This window comes from Acinetobacter sp. MD2, assembly GCF_035615575.1.
GTDB lineage: Bacteria > Pseudomonadota > Gammaproteobacteria > Pseudomonadales > Moraxellaceae > Acinetobacter.
The window spans coordinates 1-14,103 of record NZ_VTDK01000005.1 but is presented as its reverse complement, the minus strand read 5'-3'; the positions used below and the strand labels follow the sequence as shown (position 1 = coordinate 14,103).

Genomic DNA, 14,103 nt, shown 5'->3' with positions numbered 1-14,103 from the left:
AGGAGAAATCAAAAAATGTTACATTTAGTCACGGGTGTTCCAGGTGCAAGCAAAACCGCTTTTGTTGTTACAAAGCTTGATGAAATTGAGCGCAAAAACAAAGTGCATTTGCAGAAAAATAAAGTTGTTTATGCTCACAATATGCCATTGTTTGAAATATATCGTTCTGATTTTGGCTATCTTGAGATTGAAACAGGTTCAGCGCATGAGCTAAAAATACATTTGCAAGTATTGCCGAATGACTATTTTGACTTTTTGACACAAGATTTTGATGATTTGCGCCCCGACTTTTATTTTCAACGCTCAACACAATACAATGAAATTATTGAGCGCATTAATGAGAGAGAAGGCAAACAAAAGTTTGAATATCTTCAAGATGTAAGAACAATCTACTCCAACATTAACGCTTTAAAAATTGATTACACAAGGGCATTAATTAAAGACTGGAGAGAAGCGCCAGATGGTTCAATATTCGTTATTGATGAGGTTCAACTTGTTGAACCTTATTCAGATACAAAAAAGAAGGATGACATCGTTCAAGACTTAACAGTCCATCGTCACCGAGGTTTTGACTTTTATTTTATTACGCAGTCACCATCTTTTTTACATCCTACAGTCAAAGAATTGATTGGTGTGCATTATCACATCACACGGCCCTACGGACGTACACCAAAGGTTTATCAATTCGGTTCAACAAGACAATACCCAAACACGCTTATTAATAAGCTCAACTGCGAATCTAAGTTTTCATTTAAACCACAAGACCGTATTTTCAAGCTGTATAAATCGACAACAATTAATACACACCAAAAACGCTTGCCTGCGGGTTTAATTCCCCTTGCCCTTTTTGTTGGTTGTGCTGCAATTATGCTTTTATGGGGTCTGAATGATAAGAGAGAAATTAACAAAACAGAAAAAGAGCATGTGCAGCAGCTCTCCAGTGCTAACCAACAAACAATTAAAACGATTGCATCGAACAATCAAAATCAGCAATTAGCTGATAAATGTAGGCATGCAGAAAATCTAGACAAACCTGAGTGCAAACAATGGTTTGATCAGTTATCAAAAAGCGGTGCCTCGGTTGGAGTGCAACAAAATGCCCAAGTTAATAGTGTGTCTTATAATCCTAGCAAGCCTTTTGATGATTCAAATATTGCAAACACAATACAGTACACAGTCGTCAACAAACCCGTTTTTGCAGGATGCGTTAAATATAACGGACAATACACCGCTTATACGGAACAAGGAACAAAACTAAAAGTTTCACAAAACGATTGTAAAAAAATTATGGCTGGAGACCGCCCTTATGACTATTTTCGCTCTCATAGCTCTAATGCTACTAATACCACTCTGGTTTCTAATCAAACGTCTAATACTGACAATAATTTAAATCAATCAAATGTTCGTGTTGTAGAAAACACTTCAACATTTCCTGAAAAGGACATTACAAAACCTAGCGTTTAGAAGCATAAATTTTAGCTATTGTCAAATTTGCGTTTTATCGTGTGTGCCTTGGTGTTTGTATGTCTTTATATAAACATCGCTTAAAACGCAAATCTGTGCGTTTTGAGCGATGTTTGTTTTTTGAAAACATGAGTTTTTGCTTTATAAACAATGTATTTCAGTCTGTTACAATTCTTTTTGCTTTTTATTTGAGTTCGCAATGCCTAATACACTGTCAATATTTTTCCGACTAAACGGGGCGCGTAGCGCCTCGGCTTATCGGAAAACATATTGATCAGCGCATAAATAGAAACACACTTATCAAGAGGAAATGTGCGCTTCTGCGCTCATTTCCCGATTGATAAAACTGTGAACAGTTTTAAGGGTTGAGGGGGATTATCCCCCTCATGGGGTTTGGGGCAACGCCCCAAGATGTTGCCTTTGCTTTTGCTCTTGTTTTTGGGTGACACATGAATGTTAGGGAAATAATGCAGTTTTATGCCAAAAATGGTTTGTTTCAATCCAAGCATGGTTATCAAGAAAAATTCCAAAATTTGGAATTTTTTTATGCTTTTGACGAGATTACAATTGAAATCATCAATGAATATTGCACGCTTAGGCAGTTAGATGGTGTTAAAAATTCAACAATAAATAGAGAATTGCATGTCATAAAATCTGCAATGAACTATTATTTAAAACACAAACATACAGCAAATTTTAAAAATGCTTTTAATGGTTTTAAGCTTTTCGAGCAAGATTTTATTCCACGCTTTTTAAATGCTTCTGAATGCACCAAGCTTCTCCAGTGTTCAAAACGATATGGCAATCAGGCATTGCATGATTACATATTGCTGCTATTAAACACGGGCTGTCGATCTGGAGAGTTGCTCACGCTCACATGGGATAATGTTTTCATTAATGAAAAATATTTCATCATTCGCAATTCATTATCAAAAAACAAAAAGACGATTTATAAGCCACTGAATGACACATCAATACATGCCCTTTTTAGGTTAAAAAACCATAAGAAATATGTGTTTTATAATGAAAAAACCAATACAAACATCAAAAGCTTTTACAAAGGTTTTAAGAATGCTGTTGATAGATCAGAGATTGGCGATGTGAGAATTCACGATTTGAGACATACATTTGCAAGCTTTTTGATAAAACAAGCTGTTCCGCTTTACCATGTGTCGCAATTATTAGGTCATAGCGATGTAAGAATCACCCAGCGTTATGCCCATTTAGCACCCGAAAATTTACACGATTGCTTAAATGTTTTGCCTGTTTTAACGCAAGATTACAAAAGTTTACAAAAAGAATAAGAAAGGGGGCAAGCCCCCTTTCACGGCGGTAACCGGGGTTCGAATCCCCGTAGGGACGCCAAATTCGAAAAATCCCAACTAGCAATAGTTGGGATTTTTTTATGACTCAAATACTTAATCACCACCTATCACAATAAAAAAGAATGTACTGATACACTATCAATACATTCTCTACGCCTTTATATTAAGTCATAAAATATCAATTAATATTGCAAAATATTCGCATTCACTTTGGTCCACGTAATATTTGCATTAGACAAATGCATATTACGCATGGTTGCAGCTAATGGCTTTGAAGCATTCGTTCCATTAAAAATGAACTTAGATTTGCCATTCACCGTAATATTGTTATAGCTCACATCGTGCCAATTCGCTTTGGTACTTCCTGATTTCTTCTCATAAATGGTATCCATCATCAATGCATTTGCAACATTGGTCATGGTCACCGTATTATAGTTCACATTCGCAACTTCACCCGAAGCTGATGCATCACTCTTAATACGCAAACCATTGGTTGTACCATTTAAAGTCAAACCATTTACATCAATATTATAAACACCATCTGTCGTTTCACTACCAATAGATAAGCCATGCCCCGCACCAAAATTATTATCAATAAAGCTCATATAGCTTGATGAACCAGCACCAGCATTGGCTTTAATTGCGACATTATCATCGCCAGTACTAATATAACTATGTGCAACAGTCACGTTTTTAGATGAAATTGGATCAATACCATCGGTATTACGTGCTGTACTTGGCGTATTAATGGTTACACCCCATGCTGTTAAGCCATCACCTTGTTTAAATACCACATGAAAGTTTGGTGAATTTTTTAACGTAATTTTATATAACGTAATATTTTTCCCTTTATTAATTTGGATTAAACGCGGTGCATTTTGCTTGCTTCCCGCAGTTTTGGCTTGTTGTGCCAACGTCCACCAACTTACGTTCTTATCGCTTAAAGTTGCACCACCTTGTCCGTCAATCGTCCCTAAACCATAAATACCTGAATTAGTTGCGCTATTCATGGTAATGAGTGCAGAACAACCATTCCCCTTCGTGTCTAAAGTCCCACAAGTTCCACTACCATTGTCAAAAGCACTGGCTTTATTTAATGCATGTAAGGTTGCACCTTGATCAATCCACAAACTTACCCCTGTTGGAATAACCAAAGCGCCTGAGTAAAAATTACCTTGCGAACCATTGGCAACTAATTTCACCGCTTGACCACTCGAACAACCATTAAGCGCTTTTTGAATAACTTGAGTCGCATCTGCGCCTGTTGCCTTCAAAATAGTACATGCGCTTGGAATTACAGGTTCCTTTACTGTACGTGTGTCTGCTGCAGAAGCAGTTTGAATCATAAAAATACTGGCGCCTAACACCATTCCTGTAGAATAAACGCGTGCAAGATTCAACATGAAAAATAATTTCCTAAACAATCAAGTAGAGTGCTTAATATTAAATTTTTTATATTATTTTTTTAAGATTTAATTGTTATGCATTTGTTATTTATATAAAAAATAATACAATCACACCATAAATATTGATTTAAATCACAAAACAACACATGAAAGACGATAATAATCACAACAGTAAAAATTAATATCTGCTCGCTTTCAAAAGTTGTTGGGTATAAAAATGTTTAGGTGATTGAAAAAGCTGCTCTGTAGCTTGGAACTCTACGACTTCTGCTTGATGTAACACAAGTACCTGCTGACATAAAGCACGAACCAAATCCAAATCATGACTAATTAACAAATAACTCATTTGATATTGCCGTTGTAAACGCCGCAATAAATACACAATTTCACGTTGCGTCGCTCGATCTAATGCAGACGTCGGTTCATCTAAAATAAGTAACTTGGGTTTTAAAATCATCGCACGCGCGAGAACCACACGCTGACGCTGCCCACCCGAGAGTTGATGTGGATATTGCATCAATAATGACAGTGGTAATTCAGCCTCAGTCACAGCCTGTTCAATTTTAAGTTGACGTTCTATTTGCTTTAAGCTTGGATCTACCCCTTCCCCAATTGATTCTGCAACTGTCAAACGTGGGTTTAAACTGCTATAAGGATCTTGAAACACTATTTGCAATTGGTGGCGATACACCAGTAATGCTTTTTCTTGGCATTGATTTAAGTTTTGCCCTAAAAAAACAATCTCACCCTGACTAGGTAGTAAACGCGCCACAGCCAAAGCCAACGATGTTTTACCTGCACCACTTTCACCAATCACGCCAATCGACTCACCTTGCTGTAATGTCAAATTGAGTGCAGTCAATACCGTTTTGAACTGCTTTTTACGCCAAAATTTTGTCCGAGGTTTTGCAAAACGAATGCTTAACTGTTTAAGTTCAAGCAATGAATTTAATCGATTCGGTACAAGCGCAGCAGCTTGGCCAAAATCACATGTTAACAATTGCTGGGTATATCTGTGTTGGGGATGTGAAAAAATCTGCTCAAGATTGCCTTGCTCTATGACACGCCCCTGTTTCATTACAATCACATCATCAGCAAAATGGCGTAGCAAAGCCAAATCATGACTGATTAAAATGAGCGCCATATTGCGTTGTTGCTGTATCCGTTTAAGTTGCTGTAAAACTTGTATTTGCAAATGAGCATCTAAAGCAGTCGTGGCTTCATCGGCAATTAAAATATCAGGTGCTTGCGCTAAAGCAACAGCAATCATCACTCGCTGTCGCTGACCACCCGAAAGCTGATGTGGATAAGCATTTAAGTAATGATGGGCATCTGCCAATTCAACTTCAGTTAGCAGTGCAATAACACGCTGTTGGACAGTATCTCGCTGCATCCCTTGTAAAAAAAAGCATTCCCCAACCAAGTGCAAAACCGTATGTAATGGATTTAAAGCACTCATGGGTTCTTGAAAGATTAACGCAATCTTTTTACCACGAACTTGCTGCAAATATTGTTCTGAACACTGAAGTAAATTTTGACCTTGAAATTCAATCTGCCCCGTAACCTTTAAATTTTTCGCGGCCAAACCCAATATTGCCAATTGCGTCAGCGATTTTCCCGAACCACTCTCCCCCACAAAAGCCAAAGTCTGTCCTACCCGCAGTTGAAAGCTTAAATCCTCAAGTAAAAGCTGTTGTTCAGTCCGAATTTGCAAATGTTGAACATCTAAGAGCATGCCATCCTCATGCCTGCAAAAAGCACCTTTAAAGTTGTCTTGGATCAGTGGCATCACGAATGGCATCTCCAACACATATTAATAAAGCTAGCACCAATGCTAAGCTGATAAAGCCCGCACATGCCAACCACGGCGCAGTTAAATTATTTTTACCCTGTAATAGCAACTCACCTAACGAAGCAGTTTCTGGCGGCAAACCATAACCTAAAAAGTCGAGTGCTGTTAAGGCAGTCATATTGGCCATCAACAAAAAGGGCAATTGTGACAAACTTGAGGTAATAGCGTTGGGTAAAATATGGCGCCAAATAATCAAATAATTGGGGACACCTATGGCTTTCGCCGCACGGACATAATCTAAATGACGACTCCGCAAAAACTCTGCACGAATCAGACTCACCAAACTTGTCCAACCAAAAAATAGCATGATTGCAAATAACCAATAAATACTTGGGCTAAACATGCTCACTAAAATCATCACAATAAAGAGCATCGGCAAACCACTCCAAATCTCTAAAATGCGCTGCCCAATTAAATCAATCCATCCTGCATAATAGCCTTGTATCGCCCCGACCAAAATACCTACAACCGCCGAGGCTAAGCTTAAAGCAAAACTAAACAGCAAGGCGTTACGCAACCCATATAATACCCGTGCCAAAACATCACGCCCTTGGTCATCTGTGCCCAACCAATTGTCTTGGCTAGGGGGTGATGGTACAGACCGCTGTAAGTCCAAATTAGGCGTATTGGCTGCATAGCGAATCATGGGCCACAACATCCAACCATGTGTTTGTATTAAGCGTTGTACCACAGGGTCTTTATAATCGGCTTCTGTTTCAAATACGCCCCCAAAAGTCGTTTCAGGGTAAGACGTTAAAATAGGTAAATAATACTGCTGCTGATAATAAACCAGTAACGGTTTGTCATTGGCAATCCACTTGGCCGACATTGAAATGAAAAAAATTAGCCCCAATACAATCAAGCTGAAATATCCCAAACGATTTTGCTTAAAACGTTGCACACGTTCAGACCATAACCGCGACATTATGGCGCTCGCTCTAAATCAAAAGTAATCCGAGGGTCAATCCAGTGATACAACATATCGCCCACTAATCTGAGTATTAAACCCAATAAGGTATACAACAATAATATTCCAAAAATAATTGGATAATCTCGCTCAGATACCGCCTCAAAACCCAACAAGGCAATGCCATCTAAATTAAATAAAATTTCCACAAATAGTGTTCCTGCAAAAAATACCCCAACAATGGTTTCAGGCAAGCTTGCAAGTACCACCAATATGGCATTACGAAAAATATGCCCTATCCATACTTGTGTTTCGCTCAAACCTTTGGCTCGTGCAGCAAGCACATATGTTTTGTGCATTTCTTCTATAAACGATGCTTGGGTAAGATAAGTTAAGCTTGCAAAACCGCCTAAAGTGAGGGTCAAAACAGGTAAAGTTAAATGCCAAAAATAGTCTTTTATTTTTCCAACAAAGCTTAAGTGTTGAATATTTTCAGACGTTAAACCTTGTAGCGGAAACCAATGCCAATAGTTCCCCCCTGCAAATAAAGTCAGCAATAGCACCCCAAACAATAAACTTGGCACAGCATAAGCCATTGCCAAAAGTAACGAAGTGGTACGATCAAAGAGACTGCCGTGCCGCTTGGCTTTATATATGCCTAATGGAATGGCAATCAGGTAAATCAGCAGCAAACTCCATCCACCTAGCGACAAGGTAACGGGCAGTTTTTCCCAAATTAATTGACTCACCGCCTTGCCCTTAAAAAAGCTCTCGCCTAAATCCAACTGAGCATAACGTTTGAGCATCTGCCAAAATCGTACATCCATGGGTTGGTCAAAACCATATTGTGCTTTAAGTTGAGCCAACATTTCAGGGCTTAAACCTTGCGCTCCTTGATAATGCTGTGCATCATCCATGTTTGTGTGCGGGTGATTTGGTTCAATTTGAAACTGCTGTGCCTGTAAAATCGCTTGCTCGACAGGACCACCTGGGGCAATTTGCACGATCACAAAATTAATCAATAAAATGACAAATAGAGTCGGCAACATCAATACGAGCCGTTTCAATACATAACGCCCCATTTACCCTCCACGCTCATCATTAAAATGATTTTAAATCATGCTGTTGTAACTGCTGTGCAGCTTTTGGGTCCGACCACCAATAGTCAATCCCTGCGCTCAGTTTTGGTTTTTGGCTCGGCTGTCGATACATGTTCCAATAGGCATACCATGTTTCGCCTGTGCCGTAGGTTAAAATTTGATAATAGCCTGACCGTAACAAACGGTCGAGAACATGGGTTGCCAAAATCAATCGCTGACGATTTTGTGCCTGAACAATGGCAGTAATTGCCGCATCAATGACAGGATTTTGAATCCCTGCATAATTATAGTTACCTATTTCTGTTGCCGCACGACTGCCCCAAAACTGTGCTTGCTCATGACTTGGCGTCAGGCTTTGCGGCATATCATTCGTACTTAAATCAAAGTCGTAACGGCGCATACGCTCGATATATTGAGGGGTATCTACCATGCGAATATTAAGTTGAATACCGAGTTTTTTTAAATTACGGGCAAATGGCATCAGCACCCGCTGCATGGCGTCTTGATTCAATAAAAACTCAAATTTAACCGCTTTGCCATGCGGATCGAACAATTGATTGTGCCGAATCACATAGCCCGCTTGCTTTAAAATGTGCTGTGCTTGAATGAGGTTATGACGATTAAAACCATCACCATCCGAAACAGGATAATGCCAATCGCTTAACACCCCTTGGCGTGCAATCGGATCAATTTGTTTTAACCAAGGCTGCAACCACTTTAACTCAAGCGCACTCGGCTTACCTGTAGCGGCAAGTTCACTATTGGCAAAATAACTTTGCAACCGTTGATACTGCCCATAAAACATGGCTTTATTTTGCCATTCAAAATCATAAGCATAGGTCATGGCCTGACGTAAACGAATGTCATTTAATGGCGCACGGCGGGTATTAAACACAAAACTGCGTGGGATAATCGGGTTACGATGTGCAAAACGGTACTGCACGACTTTGCCTGCTTGGGCCGCAGGAAAATGATAGCCTGTCACCCAACGTCTAGCATCGGTTTCTTCTTGTAAGGTATATTGCCCCACTTTAAAGCCCTCAAAGGCACTGTCTACACTACGATAATAACGATAAATTAGCTGATCAAAATTATAACGCCCTTTATTTACCGGCAAATCTTTGCCCCAATAATGTGGATTACGTTGATAACGAATGCTGCGTCCTGCATCCATCCCTGCAATTAAATAAGGCCCTGAACCTAAAATGGGTGCCAAACTGACACGGGTAAAATCTTTATGTTGCCAGTCTGCCCGAGCATAAATGGGCAAACTTGCCACAATGGCAGGCATCTTGGGATTATTTTGCGACTTAAAACTAAATTTAACTGTATATTTAGATAAAACTTCCGTTTTAGCAAGATCGGCTAAATACATTTGTAAGCCAAAATTAGATTTCTTTTGATAGGTATCAAAACTAAATTTGACATCATCGGCAGTTAAAGGCTGACCATTACTAAAGCGTGCGGCAGGATTTAAATGAAAAATAATGAAATGGAGATGATTTGGCTCATAACTGACACGAGTAGCAAGCAAAGGATAAAAGATATTCGGTTCGTCTAATGATTTGCTCATCAAACTATCAAATAAGTAGTTCACCCCTTCGGTGGCACTACCTTTACCATTCATGCTATTTAAATTATCAAAAGTGCCATAACTTGCACGCGTTAATATGCCGCCTTTAGGCGCAGTAGGGTTCGCATAAGGCATCGCCTTTAAATAAGATAAAGGCGATGCATGACCAAGTGCCAAATACGGCGTTGTTTGTAGCTGTGCTAAAGTAACAGGACTTGCCAAAACAAGTCCCAACCAAGCACAACACCTTAAACTCAATGCAGCGAATGCCACAAACTTATAAATTTGGCACTTTTAATGTTGTGCCTAAACGCAGTGCAGCATTCGGCTCTAAATCATTCATGTCAGCCAAGGTTTTCGCATCGAGATTATATTTAGCCGCTACACGAATCAATGAATCGCCTGACTTCACCTTATATGTCGTGGTTAATTTCGGCACAACGATTTTTTGTCCACGGCGCAAGCTGGTTTTTGCACTCAAGCCATTCATTTCGGCCAGCTCTTTTACGCTTAAACTATATTGATTAGCAAGGCTTGTTAAAGAGTCACCCGATTGTACGACATAACTTTCACTACTTTTTGTCGAAACTGGTGTTTTCGCAGTATTTGCAGCAGCCGTATTTTTCGCTTCTTTAGCAGGTGTAGAATCGTCTGTGACTGTCAAAGTTTGCCCACTATGTAGCTTAGATGAGGTTTTCAAATCATTCAGCTGTGCCAAATATGCCACTTGGAAATGATATTTTTTTGCCACACTTGCTAAAGTATCGCCAGATTTCACCACATAACGACTAGCATCCGCTGAATCATTACGGCTACTGTTGGTTGGCTCAGGTACATACCCAGTCAATTTCAAATGTTGCCCAACGCGCACGCCCGCATTACGACTCAAACCATTTAATTTAGTAATATAATCGACCGTTAAATTATATTGAGCGGCAATACTCGACAGATGATCACCACTTTTTACCGTATAAACATCGGGCACAATAACACCTTGAGGCACCTTCAAACTTTGCCCTGCCTGAATCGTACTATTTACTTTCAAGTTATTTAATTTAGCGAAATCAGCCACCGACATTTTGGCTTTATTGGCAATACTGGCTAAGCTCTCGCCACGTTGTACTTTATAACTTTCGGTGACTGTGGTGTCTTTATCTGCACTACGACGCGCGTCAGCAACTGAAGTATCAGGCGCATCTACAACTTCATGTAAAGGCACATTGATTTTTTGCCCCACCATTACGGTACTCGCAACAGTTAAGTCAGGGGTTAAATCTGCCAACTCTTGTACCGACAATCCATAACGGTCTGCAATCACTTTTAAGTATTCACCACGTTTTACTAAATAAACTTTGGTTTTGACTTTACTGATTTTGCTGTTTTTCGTTGTTTCAGCAACTGCTGTTTTATCTTCATCTGGTGCAACTAGGCTTAGCTTCTGACCCACAAACAAATTACTGCTTGGCGTAAGCTTATTCCAATCTGCCAATTGTTTTACAGTTAACCCAAACTGACTCGCCACCACAGTTAAGCTATCATTCGCTTTCACTGTATAACTATCAGGTTTAGATACTTTTGCTGCCGATGGCGGCGTATTATTTTGTGGCTTAGCATCATATAAATATAAGCTTGTACCCACAAATAACGGTGCGTCAGGGTCAATCTGATTCCATTTGGCAATATCACGCCAAGCAACACCGTTCTTCATAGCAATAACAGCTAAGGTATCACCTGCAATCACTTTATAGGTGCTACGTTGCCCCTTTGGCGCAACTACAACTATATCTGTGTCGGTTTTAATAACATTTTTGCCTTTATTACGCTGCATTTCATCTGAATTGGCAGGCGTGGCATCCACTAATTGTTTTGGATAAGTAAAACTTTTACTGACCTCTTTTCCTTCATTTTCGGCAACAGATAAACTGGTTTGAATCGCCGTTAGCTTAATTTTTCCATCATAAGGATCAACAATTTCAGTTCCTGCAGGGGCAATCGCCTTAATTTCATTCACAACTTGCTGTTGTTGTGCTGTTGTTGCAACAGGATTCACCACTTTATTCACAGTTTCATTTTTCAAATCATCTTGACGAATTTCCGACAAAATCCGTTCACGTTCTTTTTGTGAAACTGGTGGTTCTACAGAAATGGGACTTTTTACTGTTGTTGATGTAGTGACTGCAACAGGAATCCGTGGTGCGCTTGGTACGTCAGCATTATTGGCAAACATCGCCAAAGCATCTGCACTTTGCGGGGTCGTTTTTTGCGTACGTCCCACTGAACCATTACTACTTGGTTGGCTAATTGCAGCAGTTAAAGCTGTTAGATTCGCATTATTGGCGGTATTTTTTGCAGCTTGAATTGGTGGTGGTGTCGTTTTACTTGGTGTTAATACCGTACTATTGGGTGAGGTTGTTGTCGTTACAGTCGTGTTATTTGCCCAAAGACCACCAGAGGTTCCCGCATAATTGGTTTGTAATGCCATTAATTTACGGTCAATCGCGGGGCTAATATCAGATGGAATTAAAATCCGTGCAGGACTTGAAGGCTCAACCGTATCCCCACGATAACCTGGATTTAATGAATACAATTCTGGTCGACTTAACCCTGCTAAATTTGCAATATCGGTTAGCGATGCGCCCGCAGGCACTTTCACTTCACGGAAATGGGGACGATTGGCAATCGGCGGTAAAACCACACCGTAGTTTCGTGGGTTTTTCACAATTTGTGCCACAGCCAAGAATCGTGGCACATAGTTCATGGTTTCTGCAGGTAACTTTAACGACCAATAGTCAGTTGGCAAGCCTGCGGCAGCATTGCGGTTAATTGCTTGTTGTACGCGTCCTGGGCCTGCATTATAAGCGGCCAAAGCCAGCTCCCACGAACCAAATTGATTATACAAACTACCTAAAAACTCATACGCAGCGCGGGTTGATTCAACCACATCACGACGAGCATCGTAAGAACCGACTTGTTGTAAGCCATAAATACGTCCTGTACTTGGAATAAACTGCCATAACCCGGCGGCAGCGGCCGAGCTAGTTGCAGCAGGATCGTACGAACTTTCAATCACAGGTAATAAGGCCAATTCGGTTGGCATACCACGGCGTTCAGCTTCTTTTACAGTATGATACAAGTAACGACTGGCACGGGCACTCAAACGGTCTAAATATGGCTGACGAGAAATAAACCAATTACGCTGTGCATCAATTCGTGGATCCCAATGATTTTCATCCATTTTAAAACCAACCGTCATGCGCTTCCACACATCGCCATGTTTTAAAATCAGTAACCGGTCACCCTCTACAGCACGCATATCTGTAGCAGATAATAAGTCTTCTAAAGAGTCTAAAGATGATGCATCTAAATAATCGCCACTCCCGACTTGTTTGGATTTTGTAGGCTGAGTCGTTGTGGTGGTTGAACTACAACCTGCTGTGAGTGCCAAAGCGGCCATCGTTGAACTTAAAAGCGTAAGTTTAAAAAATTGCGGTGCAGGAAATTGCCACAATGCCGTAGTGGGTTTAAACATATAAGTAAGATTCCAAACAAAGTCGTGAGAATTGTAATATTCACATCAAGCCATTGTATTGAAGCATACGCAGCAGACAAGGCTATATCTCCTGCTGATTTAGAGATAAATGTTACAAGAAATTAAAAAGTTGGCATCAATGCACGAATATTACGATTTTGGGTTTAGAATATTACGTTTTCTTTTTCAATTGAGTTTGGGTTTTGTATCATGTCACAAACAATCACACTATATGTTGATGGCGCTTGTCGCGGAAATCCGGGTGGAATAGGTGGTTGGGGCGCTTATATTATCCATGCAGATCACGAACAGAAAATCTATGGTGGAGAGCTTGGCACAACCAACAACCGTATGGAGCTGACCGCAGCAATTGAAGGGATACTCGCCTGCCCTCAACAGGCCCATCTGATTATTTGGACAGACTCCAAATATGTCAAAGATGGCATTACCAGTTGGATTCACAATTGGAAAAAGAAAAATTGGAAAGATGTTAAAAATCCTGATCTTTGGCAAAAACTAGATCAAGTTTGCCAAGGCCGTAACATTGAATGGAACTGGATTAAAGGCCATGCAGGTCATGCAGGCAATGAAATGGCGGATCACTTAGCCAATTTAGGTGCAGATCAAGCCACACAACCCAATAAAACCACTCATTCACCCATGCAAGATACAAAAAAGCCTGAGACCGATTGGCTGCTAAACGACCCTTTTGGGTTAGATTTTGATGATGAAACTGAAATGGATCAGCTTGAAGCCGTTGAAGCCGTTGAAGCCGTTGAAGCCGTTGAAGCCGTTGAAGCCGTTGAAGCCGTTGAAGCCGTTGAAGCCGTTGAAGCCGTTGAAGCCGTTGAAGCCGTTGAAGCCGTTGAAGCCGTTGAAGCCGTTGAAGCCGTTGAAGCCGTTGAAGCCGTTGAAGCCGTTGAAGCCGTTGAAGCCGTTGAAGCCGT

Annotated in this window: 9 protein-coding genes; 3 read left to right on the top strand and 6 right to left on the bottom strand. The window is 40.3% G+C overall.

From position 1 onward, the window contains the following. Nucleotides 1-15: 15 nt before the first annotated feature. Both FXN70_RS08245 and FXN70_RS08240 read left to right on the top strand, forming a co-directional pair. Nucleotides 16-1,464, top strand: coding sequence for a zonular occludens toxin domain-containing protein (locus tag FXN70_RS08245; RefSeq protein ID WP_324646991.1), 1,449 nt, complete (start codon nucleotides 16-18; stop codon nucleotides 1,462-1,464). Nucleotides 1,465-1,931: 467 nt separating this feature from the next. Further along, entirely contained in the window at nucleotides 1,932-2,768 is an 837-nt protein-coding gene (locus FXN70_RS08240; protein WP_324646990.1) for a site-specific integrase, read from the top strand. 203 nt (nucleotides 2,769-2,971) lie between these two features. On the opposite strand, the gene FXN70_RS08235 is transcribed toward FXN70_RS08240, so the two are convergent. The 6 genes from FXN70_RS08235 to FXN70_RS08210 all read right to left on the bottom strand — a co-directional run bounded on the left by FXN70_RS08235 (nucleotide 2,972) and on the right by FXN70_RS08210 (nucleotide 13,156). Then, entirely contained in the window at nucleotides 2,972-4,192 is a 1,221-nt protein-coding gene (locus tag FXN70_RS08235; protein WP_324646989.1) for a glycoside hydrolase family 28 protein, read from the bottom strand. A gap of 181 nt (nucleotides 4,193-4,373) precedes the next feature. Beyond that, on the bottom strand, nucleotides 4,374-5,984 hold the full coding sequence (gene nikE, locus FXN70_RS08230; protein WP_324647185.1) for a nickel ABC transporter ATP-binding protein NikE: 1,611 nt from the start codon (nucleotides 5,982-5,984) through the stop codon (nucleotides 4,374-4,376). Next, entirely contained in the window at nucleotides 5,959-6,972 is a 1,014-nt protein-coding gene (locus tag FXN70_RS08225; protein WP_324646988.1) for an ABC transporter permease, read from the bottom strand. The genes nikE and FXN70_RS08225 overlap by 26 nt, the downstream gene beginning before the upstream one ends. After that, nucleotides 6,972-8,036 (bottom strand): ABC transporter permease subunit, encoded by a 1,065-nt coding sequence (locus tag FXN70_RS08220; RefSeq protein ID WP_324646987.1) that lies wholly within the window; start codon nucleotides 8,034-8,036, stop codon nucleotides 6,972-6,974. Before FXN70_RS08220 ends, FXN70_RS08225 begins: the two co-directional genes overlap by 1 nt. 19 nt (nucleotides 8,037-8,055) lie before the next feature. Beyond that, on the bottom strand, nucleotides 8,056-9,885 hold the full coding sequence (locus FXN70_RS08215; protein WP_420714395.1) for an extracellular solute-binding protein: 1,830 nt from the start codon (nucleotides 9,883-9,885) through the stop codon (nucleotides 8,056-8,058). Between the two features lie 19 nt (nucleotides 9,886-9,904). Then, nucleotides 9,905-13,156 carry a LysM peptidoglycan-binding domain-containing protein gene (locus FXN70_RS08210; RefSeq protein WP_324646985.1) on the bottom strand — a complete coding sequence of 1,084 codons (3,252 nt, stop codon included), beginning with the start codon at nucleotides 13,154-13,156 and terminating at the stop codon, nucleotides 9,905-9,907. Nucleotides 13,157-13,366: 210 nt separating this feature from the next. Between FXN70_RS08210 and rnhA the strand changes: the two genes are divergently transcribed. Then, nucleotides 13,367-14,103: ribonuclease HI (rnhA, locus tag FXN70_RS08205; protein ID WP_324646984.1), on the top strand; the 737-nt coding region annotated here is incomplete at its 3' end.